Origin of the sequence: Metabacillus litoralis (assembly GCF_020524045.1) — a bacterium.
GTDB classification, from domain to species: Bacteria; Bacillota; Bacilli; order Bacillales; family Bacillaceae; genus Metabacillus; species Metabacillus litoralis_C.
The window spans coordinates 228,689-246,511 of record NZ_JAIVKL010000002.1 but is presented as its reverse complement, the minus strand read 5'-3'; the positions used below and the strand labels follow the sequence as shown (position 1 = coordinate 246,511).

Below are 17,823 nucleotides of genomic sequence, written 5' to 3'. Positions count from 1 at the left end.
TGTTCTACACCACCCGGTTTCGGTTAAAGCTAATTTTTGTTACTTGCTGCATTCGATGTGCAATTTGTAATGCTTCCTTTAGCTTTATACGATCCTCTTTTGAAAGCTCCATAATGTTGATTTCATTTGAAACCTCTTGTTTTTTTCCTAATTGATGTAAGTTTTGCTGTAATCGGTAATAGTGCAAATAATGAAGAGCAGTTTTAGCATTCTCAACATCTCTAGGATGCATTGCATGAATTTTTTTTAACACATCCAAGCGTTTTATTGTACCAACTTCCTGTACACCATATTTAATCGCATTGATACGAATAGAGTAGATAATTTGGGTGAGACCCGTTTTCTTAATATTAATTTTCTTCGTTTTTTGCTTTAAATTTAAAATTCCAAATGGATGAGTCGGTATTTTATAGCGTAACGCATCCTTCATTAATAACTGCTGTAATGTTTTAGATCGCTTCGCTTTATCTGTTAGGTAAGTTCTTATTTCCTCTGCTAATGTAAAATCTCCATATATTGGTCTAAAATCATAAAACATCGTAAAGTTTTGTATTTCTTGAGCATCTAGCTCTGTTTTCCATGTTTGGATTTCTTCTTTCCATTGAGTTAATGATTTACGCCATTTTTTCTCTTGAGCCATAATTCCACCAGTACATTTTGGGAAACCAGATAAACTTAAATGGTGGTTTATTTTTTTTGTGAAAATTTCAAAGTATTCTTCTATAGCTTTCTTATTAGGTAAATGTGCATAATCATTTAAAATCAACCCATTATCTTGATCAGTATGAAAACCTTGTTCATGTCTTGCTTGACTACCCATTATAATAAAACAATAATTTATTGGGGGAGTTCCATATCCTTCTTTCTTCATTTCATTTACTGTGAGTTTAATAATTTGTCTGTGTAAATTATCATTATGGTTTGTAATGGCTTCAGCAACTTCATAAGCATAGCTATCTTTATTAACTAAATCTTGTACAAAGGATTGTAATGTCAAGTTCTCTAATGATCCTTGTTTAGTTAATGAATGGATATTATGCGAGTTTTGCACATTAAAGGAGATATCTAAATAACTGGATTCTTCAAGATTTAAGAAAGAGCGACTTGATAATACTCCTATAGCTGTCTGGTTATGAGTAACTGGAATAAAATCAAGAAATTTATTCTTTATAAATGAAAGAGCTTCAAATGAAAAAGAGTTTGCGTGAACGGTAAAAGGGGACCTATTCATCCAATCTGTTACCTTATCACGTCCTGGTGAAGTTTGCTTAACATAGTCTAAGATTTCATCTCTTGTAATTACTCCATTAATCCTGGAGGAATTATCACTTATAATTAATCCACTAACATTATTTTTTTGCAACATAGCAGCTGCTTCACTCATTGATGTTAGTGAAGATATAAATATTGGTGGAGTCATCAATGTGTTAACTCGAGTTCTTAAAAGTTCAAGATTTTCGTCATCTTCATCGATGGTTTTATTTTTCATCTCATCATACAGAGCTTTTGTCCGCTCACCAATGCTTTCCCATATTACTTTGGAAAACTCATTGTTTCTTGTCATGATTTCAAAAAAATGTGTTTTATTAAGTTTGAATACGGTACAATCCTCTAAAGCTTGAACTGAAAAATTCAACTCTCCACTCGTAAACATCACCATTAAGCCAATGATGTCACCAGGGTAGTAGTAGCGGAGGGAAATTTGTTTTCCATTTGCTTGATGTAAAATATTTTTAGCTAAACCAGATACTAGAAAATATAAATCTAAGTTTTCTGCAGTTTCATCCTCATGCAATAAAAATTCGTTTTTGGAAAATGACGTTTGATTTGCTTTATCTGTCATATCTTGAAGCTGATATTCGGTCAAAAGTGTAAATGGGTAGTAATCTTTCAAAAGATGCATTAATTCTGTATTTGCCATATTAGACACCACCTTACTTAATCATGTATAATTTAACGGTAACATAAATTTAGATGGGAATAAAAGCCTTATGATTTTACATATGAAAAATGTTTCCATGACTAAACAAGATATTATTTCATCTGGAATGTGACGAGAAGTTATTTTATAGAGAATGAGGAGTATGGAGGACACATGAAAAGTAAACAATTTGTTTTTTTCGTTTTGATTTTTATTATCATTTTAGGTGGCTGTGGAACAGCAAAAAACGATACAACTAGTAATAGTAATGGAAGTACAAAACCTACTCAAAAAATTGAGGACAACCCTATAGTCACGATTGTGATGGAAAATAATGAAGAAATTAAGATGGAATTATATCCTAATACTGCACCGAATACGGTAAATAATTTTATTTCTTTAGTTGAATCAGGTTTTTATGATGGTCTTATTTTTCATAGAGTGATACCTGATTTTATGATTCAAGGTGGTGACCCAGAAGGTATAGGTACAGGTGGACCGGGCTATGGTATTAAAGGTGAATTCAAGGAAAATGGTTTTGAAAATGATTTGAAGCATGAAAGAGGTATTATTTCAATGGCAAGATCACAAGCACCAGATTCTGCGGGTTCACAGTTTTTCATCATGGTCGCTGATAGCAGTAGTTTAGACGGAAATTATGCTGCATTTGGAAAAGTAACTGAAGGCATGGATACCGTGGATTCAATTGTGAATGTCAAAACTGATAAAGCAGACAAGCCTCTTGAAGAACAAAAAATGAAAAAAGTAACAGTTGAAACATTTGGAATCGACTATCCAGAACCAGAAAAAATCGAATAAAGAATATTAAAAAACAGTTGATTTCAATAAGAGATGACTGTTTTTTTATTTAAGCTATGTTAATGCTCGGTGTTGGTTTTTAGAACTTTGTTGATTGAAGTAAACAAAAGTAACTTCTACGTATAGAAGCGTGTCAAAGGGAGAACTACAGAGGCGAGAGTTCCGAAGAAACTTCCAGAAAGACGGATATCAATAACAAAGTTTAGAGGAGTTTTGATTTAAATAGTGTCACTTTACTTGACGACAATAAACTAGGCAAATTTCTTTACTAGAAATAATAAGAGTTGATAAAATGAGAAAATATTGTTTGTATAATGAGAGGAGCAATTTTACATGAATATAGAAGTTTGGTCGGATATTGTATGTCCGTTTTGTTATATCGGAAAAAAACGATTGGAAGAAGCACTGAAACAATTTCCTCATAATGAAGATGTGAATGTTATATTCAGAAGCTTTGAACTTAATCCCGAGGCGCCGATTCACTCAGAGGGGGATTATGTTGAATTACTAGCAAAAAAGTATAATACATCACAAGAACAAATCGTCAAAATGAATAACCAATTAACAGAGCAGGCAAAAGAAGTAGGTTTAACATATCATCTTGATCAAGTTAAGCCAACAAATACATTAGATGCACACCGATTAATTCACTTCGCAAAGAAAAATGGAAAAGAAAACGAAATGGTCGTTCGTCTATTTGACGCATATTTTACAGAAGTTAAGCATATAGCAGATCATTCTACACTTATACAGCTTGCTGTTGAGATCGGTTTAAATGAACAAGAAGTAAAAGAGATGTTAGCTAGTAATCTTTTTGAAGATGTAGTTCGTCAAGAAGAAAATGATGCCCAACAAATTGGTGTTACTGGCGTACCTTTCTTTGTGATTAACCGAAAATATGCAATTTCAGGTGCTCAGCCAATCGAAGTGTTTTTAGAGGTATTAGAAAAAGTTAAACAAGAAGATAGCAACTAAAGAATGGTTCCTTTAGAGATTCTCTGAAGGACCTTTTTTTATTCCTTTTCTTTTACTAGAAGTTTGTTAGCTTTGATGTTGATTTTTCGTTACAGGCAAGAATAATGAAAAGCTCAACGACCGACATGTTCAAAGACGAGACTAGGTCTGTGACTCTCCGCATGAGATGGTTGTCACGAAGGTATTTCTTTGCGCAGCTTATTAAAGGCATAATTTTCATAGATTCAGGTTTATTAACAAAGTGTTAAATCTAAAACTACTAATTTTCAAAAGAACAATCCAAAAAAAACATGAGGAAAATGTAGTGTTCATCAAAGGGTATTATTAACTACTAAAATGTTAAAAAATAGTGTATTTTATATATTTTTTCCAATATAAATATGGTATAATATTCATTTTTTATAAATTATCTAGTCGAAAGATGAAAGGTCTAATATAATAGAGTGAAGAAAAAAGGAAAGTAAGTGAGGTATATGAAAGAATTAGCTAATAAAAAGGATTTTATCGAAACCGTTCAGATGAAGGGTTTAACAATATCACTTATTGCTTCAGCTGATTCTACTGAAATAATCCATCATAAGCTTGATCCAGACACTAGATGGGCACTAGAACCTGAAGAAGGATGGGTAGCTCTTGAATATTTATTCATCTTATCAGGTGAATTAAAGCTACTAACAAAAGAAGGATTTACTTTATATAAAGCAGGCGATTCATTTTATCGTAATCCTGTTACAGAACATTACGTGTTTCAATCAGTTGGTACGACAGAGTTTCTGTATGTTTCATCACAACCAGTGTTTCATCGGTATAGTCAGATTTCAAGAGATTTGGTAAATCTAGCTATTTCTATTGAACAAAAGGATGGCTATACAAGTGATCATTGTGGTAGAATTAGTAAACTATCAATGCTAGTAGGGGAGAAGTTAGCGTTAGACTCACAACAATTACTTCGATTAAATATGGCCTCTTTTTTTCATGATATCGGCAAAGTGAAAATCCCTTTGGAAATTTTACTGAAGCCAGGAGAACTGACAGCGGAAGAATGGCAGACAATGAAAAACCACTCAATTTATGGTAGGCAGTTATTAGAAGAAACAAAACTCCCTTTACTTAAAAGTGTTGGTGAAATCGTTGAACAGCATCATGAACGTTATGATGGAAAAGGATATCCTTATGGGTTATCAAAAGATGAAATTAGAATTGAAGCTTCAATTATTTCTGTTGTGGATTCATTTGATGCCATGACAACGGACAGGCCTTACCATAAAGCAAAATCTTCAGAAGAGGCCATTTCAGAAATTGCCCGTTGTAAAGGTACAATGTATTTTCCAGAAGTAGTTGACGCATTTATTTCAATACAAAAATATATGAATTAGGAGGTATTGTATGAAGAAGTTAGGACTAATTTTAGCTGCATTACTTTTTGTTATCTTAATTACAGTTACACCTGCGAAAGCTGCATATCTACCAGAATATGATAAATATGTAGAAGTAAGTTACGAGGATGCTAGATATATAGCTGATTTAATTGGTTTGAAAAACATCCCGCTTGGTGAAGAAACAGCTAAAATGAGCTTTGAATTTCAAGAAAAGTTAATCGGTAAAATTGAAGCTCGTTTAAATACAGAAATCGATCACTACTATATTTGGTTAACGGTAGATGGTAAACCTGTACTAGGAATCGATCCTCCAGTTCCAATGTTCTAGGAAAAGCGCCTTGAGCTATGAACAAAGCTAGTTCAAATTCTTTTTTGGAAAATTCCTCTTTATCAAAGATTTAAATTTGATAAAGAGGGATTTTTTGTTTTCATTTATTATCTATGTAAGTGTTTTTTCACATGCTTGAGCTGTAAACTCATTAAAAATGACACTTTTAGACTTCATAATTTTAATCTTAATAATTGATCATCATCCTTTGAAGGATTTCCACGACCGTCTCGGTTATTCGTAATTGTAAATAAAACATCATCTATAATAGAAATGTCACGCATTCTTCCATTGTTTTGATGAACAATCTCCACAGCTTCAGTTGACAAATCATAGCTTCGTATTTTACTATCTCTTAATGTTGCTATGTAAAGTTTACCGTTTGAATAATCAATACCAGAAGGTGCCCATGTGACTTCACCTGTGTGGTAAATGGGTGACTCCATATTTCGAGCTTGTTCATCGCCTTCAATGATAGGCCATCCGTAGTTTGATCCGGGTTTAATAAAATTGATTTCGTCATGTGCACTTTGACCATGCTCTGTGCTATATAACGTTCCTGCCTCATCCCAGGCCAATCCTTGAGGGTTGCGATGTCCATAAGAAAATACATAAGAATTAGGAAATGGGTTATCATCTGATATATTTCCGTCTAAGGTCATTCGTAGTATTTTTCCAGCTAAACTATTTTTATCTTGAGATAAACTGGAGTTACCTGAATCACCTGTTGTTGCATATAACATGTTATCTGGTCCAATTTTTATTCTGCCACCATTATGTATTCTTCCCCCAGGAATACCTTCCAATATTATATCTTTTTCAATCCATGTTTGATCTTGCTTTTCTAAAAGGACAATTCGATTTTTTATTTGATTTCCGTCCTTATATGTATGATAAGCATAAGCATGATTAGTAGTTTCGAAGTCGGGCGCTAAGATAAAACCAAGCAAACCACCCTCACCTTCGTGATGGACATTTTTCGTAACAGCTACATTTTGTGAAATCTTCTTATTTGAAGAGATTTCGATGATTTCCCCATTGCGTTGAGACAAGTAAAATGTTTCATTTTGTTTAGCAATGGTCCAAGGAATATTTAAGTTCTTTGCTAAAACTTCAACTGCTGCGCTAGAAGTTTCAATGCTTTCTTTGTTGCTAGAGTTATCCCCAAAAGTACAGCCTGATAAGAGACCTACTATGATAACGTAGAGAACTACTTTCATTATTTACTCACTCCTCCTACTAATGAAATTTTCATTTGTGCTAATCATAACAAGAGTTAAGGATGTAATCAAAATCTAAAAGACACCATAAAGAAAACTTTGTTGTTAGCAAATCTGTAACGAAAAATACATTGGGTATTAAACGATCATTAAATAGCAAAGGAAGGGTATTTGAGCAGCTATGTATTATACTAGCTTGATTTTAACAATTTTCCATTTGAAATTTTAGCGATAATCTGTTTTAATTAGTTGTTACATTTTATAAAAAATGAAGCATTTAAAAGCAAGAACCATCTCTGTATGTATATCTTGCAAATATAATATAGTGGGTGAAAAGTGTATGTCAAAAGAATATCGAGTTTTATTGTATTATCATTATGTTACTATTGATCATCCTGAAGAGTTTGTTAAGCAACACCTAGAATTTTGTAACAATCTAGGGTTAAAAGGGAGAATCTTAGTTGCTCAAGAAGGAATAAATGGGACAATTTCAGGCACAATTGAGCAAACGAACCAATATATGGCGTTCATGAAAGAAGATGAGCGCTTTGAAAACATGGTTTATAAAATAGATGAAGAAGATGAACATGCTTTTAAGAAAATGAAGGTCCGTCATCGTCCAGAGCTTGTGACGCTTCGTTTAGAAGAGGACGTTAACCCTCTAGAGCTTACTGGTAAATATTATAGTCCAAAGCAATTTCTCGAAGCTATGACACATGAAGATACAGTTGTTATTGATGCTAGAAATGACTATGAATATTCTGTAGGACATTTCCGTAATGCCATCCTACCTGATATTAATACATTTAAGGAACTGCCAGATTGGATTCGAGAAAATAAAGAACAATTTGAAGGGAAAAAAATCTTAACGTATTGTACAGGGGGAGTACGTTGTGAAAAATTTTCCGGTTGGTTACGTAAAGAAGGATTTGATGATGTTGCACAATTACATGGTGGAATTGTTACTTACGGAAAAGACCCCGAAGTTCAAGGTAAAGACTGGGAAGGCCAGTGCTATGTATTCGATGAGCGTCTTATAGTACCTGTAAACCGAGTTGAACCAACCATAGTAGGTAGAGATTATTATTCAGGTGAACCTTGTGAGCGCTTTGTTAACTGCGGAAATCCTGAATGTAATAAAAAAATTCTCTGCTCTGAAGAAAATGAACATAAGCACTTAAGAGGATGTAGTCATGAATGTCGTGTTCATGAACGTAATCGTTATGTAACAGAACATGGGTTATCGAATGAACAAGTAACAGAGAGAGTAGCTGCCTTAAGTATAATAGAATAAGTATAATAGAATAAGTGTAATGGATAAGCTAGTTCGTATGATCGGTTTGTTAAATGAATGATTATAGGTTACATTTCTATGATGCTAACAAAAGATAATAATAAAAAAGTCAAAACCACCTAATAGATTGTGATAGGTGGTTTTGACTTTTTTATAAAGAATGCTTTTTTTAGTTTTGTGTCTCGAGTATCTAGGAAACTCCAACAGGAATACTCTTTAGTAAAACTTCTTGCCAATTCACCTATCCAGTTACATGAAACTGTCATTTTTTTAAAAATAAACGTAAGATTCGGAATAATTCCCAGCTTATTGACCTTTCCTAGTGCCATGTTATAAGTTAGAAGGAGACGTTTTTTTCATTGGAGGAAAGATATGAATCTAATAAAAACATTACTGCTTGTTTCAATTGGACTGGTTCTAACATCATTAGGTATAAAAATTCTTTCAAATAGTTTATTAACTTTTGGAGGTACAGCTGGAATTGCGACCATATTAACATATATCACAAACATTTCATGGGGTGTATTATTTTTTATTGTTAATCTACCTTTCTTCTTTATTTCCATACAAGAGCTAGGAAAATGGTTTACTTTTTCAAGTTTATTATCAATCACAGGTATTTCGTTTATTCGAGAATGGCTTGATGTGTTAATACCTGCTTTTGACTTAAATATTGTATTGGCTGCAATAATAGCAGGTCTTCTCATTGGATTTGGTGTTACTTTCGTATTAAATAACGGTTCATCTTTAGGTGGTATTCATATTTTAGGGCTGTATATTGATAAGAAATTTGGAGTAAATAGAGGAATTGTTTTGTTTCTTTGTGACTCTCTTATTATCTTGTTTGCAGTTGCTTTAGTTGGCTGGTATAAAGGCTTATTATCTATTTTTTGCATTTTTATAGCAAGTAGCATTATCGGTCGGTATAAGAAATCGCCGATTAAAGAAATGCAAAGAGTTCAAGAAGAACAATTGATTAGTCAACATGCAAGATCTTAATAACTGCTACTCTAGATTGGAAACAATTTAGAGTAGTTTTTTATCACCTTTCTAAAGTATATAAGGAAAGGGAGAGGCAGTACAAATGGATCAACAAAGTTTGCAAGGACATAATGATGTGATTCAACAATGTCAGAATATCATAAATATGTGTATAGCTTCATCGCTTGGTTCTCGGGGAAATTTAATTCCTTTTTCTGAGCTATAAATCAAAAAGTCATTTTGTAGAAAGAGTATTGTCTATACCTTTAGTTCTGTCCGAGTATAATCTATGTACTTCGAATTTTTTTACCTTACTCATTAACCTGAGTAGATGTGTTGACAGAAATCTATGAATTCTCTATAATTTATCTTGAATTCAAGATTATTGTAATTGAGATATTAAGACACTGGTAAAGGAAGTGTAATATATGAATCTAAAACCATTAAAAGGTATTCATCACGTATCTGCTCTTACAGCAAATGCAAAAGATAATTATCATTTCTATACGAAAGTGTTAGGCTTAAGATTAGTTAAGAAAACAGTTAACCAAGATGATACATCGGTTTATCATTTATTTTATGCAGATGAAAGAGGTAATCCAGGAACAGATTTAACTTTTTTTGAAATTCCACGTGCAGGTAGAACATATACAGGTACAAATAGTATCACGTCTACATCTTTACGTGTGAAAAATGATAACGCACTTCAATATTGGAAAACAAGGTTTGAAGAATTACAAATTGACCATGAAGATATAATTAAAGAAGGAGGTCGAGCAAAACTTTTCTTTAAAGATCATGAAGGTCAACGTTTAGTATTAGTTTCTGATGAAGAAAATGTAGGAGTAGCAGGTGGTACTCCTTGGGATAAAAGTCCTGTTCCGCAAGAGTATGGTGTAACTGGTCTTGGTCCAGTTCAATTAACAGTATCTCGTCCGGAAAGAACCATTCGTGTTTTAGAAAATGTAATGGGCTTTCGTGAAATACAGGGATTCAAAAGGGAAGATGGTAATCTTGTCAGAGTGTTTGAAACAGGTGAAGGTGGAACAGGTGCCGAAGTACATGTGATAGAAGAAGGTATGCTAGAACGCGAAAGACCTGGTAGAGGAAGTGTGCACCATGTAGCATTTCGAGTAGAAAATGTTGATGAATTAAATAAATGGGTTGAAAAACTTAACGAACATCATTTACCGAACTCTGGATTTGTTGAGCGCTATTATTTCCGTTCGCTATATTTTAGAGAACCAAACGGCATTTTATTTGAGCTAGCTACAGATGGACCCGGTTTTGAAGGTGATGAAGATTTCGAACATCTCGGTGAGAGACTTGCTTTACCTCCTTATTTTGAGGATAAAAGAGAAGAAATTGAAGCACGATTAAAGCCATTAGAGACGACTAATTAGAGGAGGGATAAAGATGGAACATATATTTAAGGAAGGTAATGATAAGAATGCACCAACATTTTTATTACTTCATGGGACAGGCGGAAACGAACGTGATTTATTACCAATTGCAGAAATGATCTCACCAAATGCATCTGTACTTGGAGTGCGAGGAAATGTATTAGAAAATGGAATGCCTCGTTTCTTCCGTAGATTGTCTGAAGGAGTTTTCGATGAAGAAGATCTTGTTTTTAGAACAAAGGAATTATATGATTTTATAGAAGACATGTCTAAAAAATATCATTTCGACAGAGGTAATGTATTAGCTATAGGATATTCTAATGGCGCAAACATTGCAGCAAGTGTGATGTATCACTATCAAGATGCCTTAGCTGGTGCCATTTTGTTACACCCTATGGTTCCTTTAAGAGAAGTGGAGATACCAGATTTAAAGGAGACACCAATATTTATTGGAGCAGGTTTAAATGATCCAATTATTCCAAAAGCAGAAACGACAGAATTGGTTGATGCACTAAAAGCTGCTAATGGAATTGTGACAGAATACTGGGGAGAAGCAGGTCATCAATTAACAAGAGAAGAGATTGTAAAAGCAAAACAATGGTACAATGACAATTTTTAAAGCCCTTTAAAAGGCTGGGACATAAGTATTTTAACAAAACAGAAACCGAATAATGATTTTAGGTGTAGTTACATCGCTACTGAAATATACTCCGCTTTCTGCGGGAAGCTGGCAAGCCTCCTCGTGCTTCGCACTTTGGGGTCTAGCCGCTGCTTTGCATCCCGCAGGAGTCTACGTATATTTCATCCGCTAAGCTATTACTTCGTTCGGAATTTTTGTTAATTACTACGATATGTCACAGCCTTTTTTCATGGGTGAAAAGTATAATTTTTTTACATTGTTTTGATTTCTACTCTCGAAACTAGTTCTAAAGATTTTGAAACAAATAAGATCTTTCTAATTTAGGCATTGGCGAACTCTAAAGGCTATTTAACTTAACTAAACACTCTGCTGAATCATTCTTCGGTGAATTAACAATACTGGAAACAGGGTACTTCTCCATCTCATCTGAGTAATATGGCGTAAGTAGTGATTTTAACTTTTCAAGATCTTGAAATTCTCTATTTAACCAATGATCGTATGAACTTTCTGGCAAAATTGCTGGCATTCGATCGTGGACGTCCGCTGTTAGTGAATTAGCTTTTGTTGTAATAATTGAACAGGTGTATAAAGGGTTATTACCTTTATCCCACCTCTCCCATATCCCAGCAAATGCAAAGGCACGATTGTTTTTCATTTTAAATCGGTAGGGTTGTTTTTCTTTACCATTCTTCTTCCATTCATAAAATCCGTCACTTAAAATTAAACATCGTTTCATAAGAAATGGTTTCTTAAAGCTAACTTTCTCATCAATTGTCTCAGACCGAGCATTTATCATTTTATAAGCAATCTTTGTATCATTAGACCAAGGTGGTACAAGTCCCCATTTCATCTGTGTTCCAACACGGTTCTTTCCATTAGATCCTATGACCAAAATATCTTGAGAAGGAGCGATGTTGTATCTGTTCATAACCTCATCATGTAATATGAAATCAAACTGATTTTGAAGTATTTCTTGATCTGTCGCTAAAGAAAATCGACCACACATTTTCGGACCTCCATATTATGCTAATGTTAATTATTATTTTACATCAAGTTAGGATAAAAATAGAATTTTTATAAATTAGAGTTTTAACCATAACGAACTGAGCACTCCTAACATATAGTAATACATAAAAATGTGGAGGTGATATCATGGGTGCTGCAGGTGGCGGTTACGGTTACGGAGCAGGTTTTGCTTTAATCGTAGTATTGTTTATCTTGTTAATCATCATTGGTGCTTCTTATGTTGGATACTAATTAACATCCAATATCACTTTAAGCCTATTATCCTACCTGATAATAGGCTTTTCTGACAATATAAGATATTTTAAAAATTTACATAATCACGCGATCTAGTTTCTAGAAGGGGAAATTAATTATTTAGGGAAAGTTTAACAGAGCTAAATGATAAAAAATAGCGAAGTGTTAAATAAGAATTTATGAGCAAATTACTTTTCATAAATAATTAAATGATGCAAGATAATAATATAGAATGGAAGGAGTGAATTAAGGAATGAGTGGTTTACAAAGTACAACAACATTACATAATGGTGTGAAAATGCCATGGTTTGGATTAGGTGTTTTTAAGGTTGAGGATGGAGAAGATGTTATTAATTCAATTACTTCAGCGATCGATGCAGGATATAGAAGTATTGACACAGCTGCTGTTTATGGAAATGAAGAGGGTGTTGGACAAGCAATTGTAAAAAGTAGTGTTTCTAGAAAGGAGTTATTTATAACAACTAAGGTTTGGAATTCAAACCAAGGCTTTGAAGAAACTCTTGCTGCTTTTGATGAAAGTATGAACAAATTAGGTTTAGAGTATCTAGATCTTTATCTTGTTCATTGGCCAGTTCCAGAGCATGGGAAATACATTGAAACTTGGAAAGCATTAGAAGAGCTTTATAAAGATGGTCGCGTTCGTGCTATTGGTGTAAGTAACTTTAAAGAGCATCATCTCCAAGATCTTTTTGATCAATGTGAAATTAAACCTATGGTAAATCAAGTAGAATATCATCCAAGATTAACTCAAACAGCACTTCATGAATTTTGTAAGAAAAATGGAATCCAGCTTGAAGCGTGGTCTCCATTAATGCAAGGTGGTTTACTTGATGAACCTGTTTTAGTTGATATTGCCAAAAAATATAACAAATCAACTGCACAAGTCATTTTACGATGGGATTTACAGAATGAAGTTGTTACAATTCCAAAATCGGTAAAACCACATAGAATAAAAGAAAATGCAGACATTTTTGACTTTGAATTAAACCAAGAAGATATGGAGAAAATTAATTCACTTAATCAAGATAAACGTGTAGGACCAGATCCAGATGAGTTTAATCTTGTTTAATTCTAACTGAATAAAAGAGGCTTGGGCCCGATTGATTAGATGACAGTTCAATTCTTCGTCTAATCGTTCGGGTCTTTATTTGCTATCTTATATAGTTTTTTATACTATTCTTAATAACTAGTGGAATGGAGGGGAAGACATTCTACTTCAAGGAAAGAAGAGGAAACCCTGAGGCTTAAGCAGGTGTATCTGAGTAAGATTCAAGCTTTCCCCTCCAATCTTGCGTCTGTAGCAAAACGGAACGAGATTGTTTTACCAGCTTAACTAATTAATAAGACAGCAATATTATAAAGTTTGACTATTTTAGCATAATTAGATTTTTTGAATATTCCCAAATTATATGGGATCTCTCTTTTAGATGATAATTTGTATAGTAAATAACTCGTTAGATAAGATTATAGGAGATTCTATAAATGAGAGGAGCTCTTATTTGATTATGCATAAATATTTTCTTATCTTATTAATGTTCATTACTTCATTCCTTTCTCCGCAACATCACACAATTCATGCAGAAACTCACAAGCAACACTTCAATAAATTAACAGATTATTTAGAAAGGAATGCTAATTTACAGGGATCTATTTCTGCAGTTAGTATCCGATCTGCTTTGTCAGGTGAATTACTTTATTCTCATAACGGTGATACAAGTTTAACACCAGCATCTAACATGAAACTTTTTACTGCTGCATCAGCATTAGAAATTTTAGGATCTAAATATACTTTTGATACAGAAATATGGACTGATGGTCATATCAAATGGAATGGCCTTATTGGTAATGTATATTTAAAAGGTAAAGGTGATCCAACTCTTTTACCAAAAGATTTTGATCAATTTGCTAAAAAGCTAAGAAGTAAAGGAATAAGGTATATTAGTGGCGATTTAATTGGAGATGATTCTTGGTATGATGATGTTCGTTATTCGATTGATTTACCATGGAGTGATGAAACGGCTAATTATGGGGCACAAATCTCTGCTTTAACCGCATCTCCTGACAAAGATTATGATGCGGGTACCATGAGGATAGAAATCGCACCAGCTTTAAAAGAAGAAGAAGCTCCAATTATCAATTTTACTCCTAAGTTGGATTATCTTAAGATCTATAATCGTGCTAAAACTGTTGCAGCTACGAATAAAAATACATTAACAATTAAACGGAAACATGGAAAAAATGAGTTGATAATAGAAGGAGAAATACCAATAAATCAAGCACCTGTAAGAGAATGGGTGTCTGTATGGGACACAACAAATTATGCTCTTAGCTTGTTTAAGTATTCTTTAAAAGAAAATGGAATAAAACTTGTTGGGGATATAACAAAAGGAAATGTTCCAAAACATTCAGATTTACTGTTGAAACATTCTTCATTAGAACTTGAGAAACTGTTAGTTCCGTTTATGAAATTAAGTAATAATACAATAGCTGAAGGACTTATAAAGGAAATGGGGAAAGTCAAAGAAGATAAAGGAAGCTGGAAGTCTGGGATTAAGGTTGAGAATGATGTATTAACAAAATTAGGAGTGCCTATTGAACAAATTGTTATCAGAGATGGATCTGGTGTATCTCATATGAATTTAGTACAAGCAAATGTCATTACTCAGCTTTTATATGAAATTAAACAAGCTACTTGGTTTCAAGTATATTATCGCTCTTTACCTGTTTCAGGAGAGAATAATAAATTAACGGGTGGAACACTTTCTAATCGAATGACGAATAATCATCTGAAAGAAAAAGTTATCGCTAAAACAGGTACATTAACAAATGTAAGTACGTTATCAGGATATACCACAATGAATAATGGAGATGAAATTATTTTTTCAATATTACTTAATCATTTAAAGGAAGATCAAAATGGAAAAGCAATTGAAGAAGATATTCTTAAGATCATTACGAATCCATGAGGTGATGAAGCAAACCTTTTGAAATCAAGGGGTTTTTTTGAAATAATGAAAATGCATAAGTAGCTATTAGAGAGGAGAATTCATCTATGAAGGTACTAGTTGTAGGAGCAAACGGTCAGATAGGAAAACAACTTGTTGAGTTATTACAGAACTCCAAAGAATTTTCTGTATGTGCAATGGTTAGAAAACAAGAACAAGCAGATCAACTGATTAAAAAAGGTATAGAAGCAGTTGTAGCTGATTTAGAAAAAAGTGTTGAAGTGTTAACCAATGCTGTAAAAGGGGCAGATGCCATTGTGTTCACGGCAGGATCAGGAGGTAGCACTGGTTCAGATAAAACGTTGTTGATTGATTTAGATGGAGCTGTAAAAACCATGGAAGCAGCAGAAAAAGCGGGTGTGAAAAGATATATCATGGTCAGCGCTCTGCAAGCTAATAATCGAGAAAATTGGAATGAAAACCTTAGACCTTACTATGTTGCTAAACACTATGCAGACAAAATGTTAACTCAATCAAGTTTGGATTACACAATTATACGTCCTGGTGGTCTTTTGAATGAAGACGGTATGAATAAAATCAAAGCAGGAGAAAAACTTGAAAGAGGAACGATCCCTAGAGCTGATGTAGCACAAACAATAATGGCTTCTATTAAGAATAAAAATACAATGAAAAAAGCTTTTGACATTATTTCTGGAGAAACTTCAATAGAAGAGTCCTTACAACAAATATAAAGGCTCTTTTCTAAACGATTGTTGCTATGTAACCAAAATTCGGAGTGAAAAACAGTGTTTTCCCGCAATAAGGTTACTATTTTATGAAGAAGAGATGCCACTATACTTAATACAGTGCTGATTGCTTGGGGTATTTAAAAGCAACAAAGTTTGCGAATACAGGCAATATAAAACAGATAGAGAGGATGTTCAGGGCCTGGTTCCCTCTATGGAATCATCCTCTTTCTAAGGAAGTAGAGAATAGGAGGGTGCTATGTTTAAGAAAGAGCTCTACGTATTTGATAAAGACAAGCCAGTTAAAGCAATCATTCGAACGTATTCACAAGAGGATTTTGATCAGCTTATACATATTCAAAAAAAGTGCTTTCCACCACCATTTCCTAGTGAATTGTTATGGAATAAAGAGCAGTTAAATAATCATATTAAATTGTTTTCAGAAGGAGCATTATGTTTAGAAATTGATGATCAATTAGTAGGTTCAATGACAGGCCTTATCATTAATTACAATAAAGAACATAAGCACCATACATGGGAAGATATTACTGATAATGGCTATATCCGTACTCATGATCCAAATGGAAATAGTCTTTATATAGTCGATATAAGTGTTATGCCTGAATTTCGTAAACTAGGGTTAGGAAAATGGCTTATGTTTTCTATGTATAATATTGTAGTTGAAAAAAAGCTAGAGAGGTTGTTAGGTGGAGGAAGAATGCCTGGGTATAAAGAGAAATCTAATGAAATGTCTCCTGAGCAATATTTAAACGCTGTAGTAAAAGGAAACATAAAAGACCCTGTGATTACATTTTTACTAAGATGTGGAAGAGTTCCTTTGCACATTATTCCTAACTATCTCGAGGATGAGGACTCTTTAAATTATGCAGCTCTAATGGAATGGAAAAGTCCTTTTGTTCAAAGCTAATACCTCTATACTTCATGAAAAGCATCATAGTGACAAAACAAGACAAAAAATGATTTTTCCTCTTCAAATAAGGGTATGTTAATAATGTATAATCATGTATCGGAAAACTAGTTAGGGGGATTAGGAATGAAACTAACACCAGAACAGAGAATACAGCTACATGGATTTAATAATTTAACAAAATCATTAAGCTTTAATATGTATGATATTTGCTATACAAAAACAAAAGAGGAACGTGAAGCATATATTGAGTATATTGATGAACAGTATAATGCTGATCGATTAACAGCTATTTTAGAATCTGTCACTGACATCATTGGTGCGCATGTATTAAATATCGCTAAACAGGATTATGTACCACAAGGAGCAAGTGTGACAATTTTAGTTTCTGAAGGTCCAGTTGTTGAAGTGCCTAATGAATCATATGATGAATCACCAGGTCCATTACCATCTGCAGTAGTAATGGGATTAGACAAAAGCCATATTACCGTTCATACATATCCAGAATATCACCCAAACGAGGGGATTAGTACGTTTAGAGCTGATATTGATGTCTCAACATGTGGAGAAATATCTCCATTAAAAGCATTGAACTATTTAATTCATTCATTTGATACTGATATTATGACAATGGATTATCGAGTAAGAGGTTTCACTCGAGATATTAATGGAGATAAGTTATTTATAGATCATGACATAAGCTCTATTCAAAACTATATTCCTGAAGAAGTTAAAGATGATTTTCATATGTTTGATGTGAATATTTATCAGGAAAATATTTTTCACACGAAATGTAAGCTTAAAAACTTTGATTTGAATAACTACCTTTTTGGCTATTCAAAGGATAAGTTAAGTGAAGAAGAGCAAGAACAAATTACGGATAGTTTAACAAAAGAGATGGATGAAATTTTTTATGGGAAGAATATTAAAGAAAATAAATAAGGTGGGAGAAAACTCCCACCA

The 17,823-nt window shown here is 33.3% G+C and carries 17 protein-coding genes; 14 read left to right on the top strand and 3 right to left on the bottom strand.

Going from position 1 to position 17,823, the window contains the following annotated elements:
• Nucleotides 1-4: 4 nt before the first annotated feature.
• The gene (locus LC076_RS04595) at nucleotides 5-1,921 is read right to left on the bottom strand and encodes a DUF294 nucleotidyltransferase-like domain-containing protein (protein WP_226666543.1); all 1,917 of its coding nucleotides are present in this window, start codon (nucleotides 1,919-1,921) and stop codon (nucleotides 5-7) included.
• 174 nt (nucleotides 1,922-2,095) lie between these two features.
• On the opposite strand from LC076_RS04595, the gene LC076_RS04590 reads away from it, so the two are divergent.
• From LC076_RS04590 to LC076_RS04575, 4 genes are all read left to right on the top strand, one after another.
• Nucleotides 2,096-2,740: a peptidylprolyl isomerase gene (locus tag LC076_RS04590; RefSeq protein ID WP_226666541.1), complete on the top strand. Its 645-nt coding sequence runs from the start codon at nucleotides 2,096-2,098 to the stop codon at nucleotides 2,738-2,740.
• Nucleotides 2,741-3,073: 333 nt separating this feature from the next.
• The gene (locus LC076_RS04585; RefSeq protein ID WP_226666539.1) at nucleotides 3,074-3,715 is read left to right on the top strand and encodes a DsbA family oxidoreductase; all 642 of its coding nucleotides are present in this window, start codon (nucleotides 3,074-3,076) and stop codon (nucleotides 3,713-3,715) included.
• Between the two features lie 473 nt (nucleotides 3,716-4,188).
• Nucleotides 4,189-5,091 (top strand): HD-GYP domain-containing protein, encoded by a 903-nt coding sequence (locus LC076_RS04580; RefSeq protein WP_226666537.1) that lies wholly within the window; start codon nucleotides 4,189-4,191, stop codon nucleotides 5,089-5,091.
• A 10-nt stretch (nucleotides 5,092-5,101) separates the two neighbouring features.
• Nucleotides 5,102-5,422, top strand: coding sequence for an 8-amino-7-oxononanoate synthase (locus LC076_RS04575; protein ID WP_226666535.1), 321 nt, complete (start codon nucleotides 5,102-5,104; stop codon nucleotides 5,420-5,422).
• A gap of 173 nt (nucleotides 5,423-5,595) precedes the next feature.
• On the opposite strand, the gene LC076_RS04570 is transcribed toward LC076_RS04575, so the two are convergent.
• A complete protein-coding gene (locus LC076_RS04570) occupies nucleotides 5,596-6,642 on the bottom strand; it encodes a PQQ-dependent sugar dehydrogenase (RefSeq protein ID WP_226666534.1) in 1,047 nt (348 codons plus the stop codon).
• 340 nt (nucleotides 6,643-6,982) lie between these two features.
• Here LC076_RS04570 and LC076_RS04565 point away from each other — a divergent pair, with 340 nt between their 5' ends.
• The 4 genes from LC076_RS04565 (at nucleotide 6,983) to LC076_RS04550 (ending at nucleotide 10,939) form a co-directional block, all read left to right on the top strand.
• Entirely contained in the window at nucleotides 6,983-7,936 is a 954-nt protein-coding gene (locus tag LC076_RS04565) for a rhodanese-related sulfurtransferase (RefSeq protein WP_226666533.1), read from the top strand.
• Nucleotides 7,937-8,308: 372 nt separating this feature from the next.
• Complete coding sequence (locus LC076_RS04560) at nucleotides 8,309-8,935, top strand: YitT family protein (RefSeq protein ID WP_226666532.1); 627 nt, start codon at nucleotides 8,309-8,311, stop codon at nucleotides 8,933-8,935.
• 410 nt (nucleotides 8,936-9,345) lie between these two features.
• Nucleotides 9,346-10,320: a ring-cleaving dioxygenase gene (locus LC076_RS04555; protein ID WP_226666531.1), complete on the top strand. Its 975-nt coding sequence runs from the start codon at nucleotides 9,346-9,348 to the stop codon at nucleotides 10,318-10,320.
• A gap of 13 nt (nucleotides 10,321-10,333) precedes the next feature.
• Nucleotides 10,334-10,939: an alpha/beta hydrolase gene (locus LC076_RS04550; protein ID WP_226666530.1), complete on the top strand. Its 606-nt coding sequence runs from the start codon at nucleotides 10,334-10,336 to the stop codon at nucleotides 10,937-10,939.
• Between the two features lie 358 nt (nucleotides 10,940-11,297).
• Here the strand turns inward: LC076_RS04550 and LC076_RS04545 are convergent, their stop codons facing one another.
• On the bottom strand, nucleotides 11,298-11,966 hold the full coding sequence (locus tag LC076_RS04545; RefSeq protein ID WP_226666529.1) for an SOS response-associated peptidase: 669 nt from the start codon (nucleotides 11,964-11,966) through the stop codon (nucleotides 11,298-11,300).
• Nucleotides 11,967-12,112: 146 nt separating this feature from the next.
• On the opposite strand from LC076_RS04545, the gene LC076_RS04540 reads away from it, so the two are divergent.
• From LC076_RS04540 to speD, 6 genes are all read left to right on the top strand, one after another.
• On the top strand, nucleotides 12,113-12,217 hold the full coding sequence (locus tag LC076_RS04540; protein ID WP_226666528.1) for a YjcZ family sporulation protein: 105 nt from the start codon (nucleotides 12,113-12,115) through the stop codon (nucleotides 12,215-12,217).
• Between the two features lie 256 nt (nucleotides 12,218-12,473).
• Nucleotides 12,474-13,310, top strand: a complete 837-nt coding sequence (locus tag LC076_RS04535; protein WP_226666526.1) for an aldo/keto reductase — start codon at nucleotides 12,474-12,476, stop codon at nucleotides 13,308-13,310.
• Between the two features lie 436 nt (nucleotides 13,311-13,746).
• Nucleotides 13,747-15,207 (top strand): D-alanyl-D-alanine carboxypeptidase/D-alanyl-D-alanine-endopeptidase, encoded by a 1,461-nt coding sequence (dacB, locus tag LC076_RS04530; RefSeq protein WP_226666988.1) that lies wholly within the window; start codon nucleotides 13,747-13,749, stop codon nucleotides 15,205-15,207.
• A gap of 86 nt (nucleotides 15,208-15,293) precedes the next feature.
• Entirely contained in the window at nucleotides 15,294-15,938 is a 645-nt protein-coding gene (locus LC076_RS04525; RefSeq protein ID WP_226666524.1) for an SDR family oxidoreductase, read from the top strand.
• A gap of 253 nt (nucleotides 15,939-16,191) precedes the next feature.
• Nucleotides 16,192-16,860: a GNAT family N-acetyltransferase gene (locus LC076_RS04520; protein WP_226666523.1), complete on the top strand. Its 669-nt coding sequence runs from the start codon at nucleotides 16,192-16,194 to the stop codon at nucleotides 16,858-16,860.
• A 126-nt stretch (nucleotides 16,861-16,986) separates the two neighbouring features.
• Entirely contained in the window at nucleotides 16,987-17,802 is an 816-nt protein-coding gene (gene speD / locus LC076_RS04515; protein ID WP_226666521.1) for an adenosylmethionine decarboxylase, read from the top strand.
• Nucleotides 17,803-17,823 lie beyond the last annotated feature (21 nt).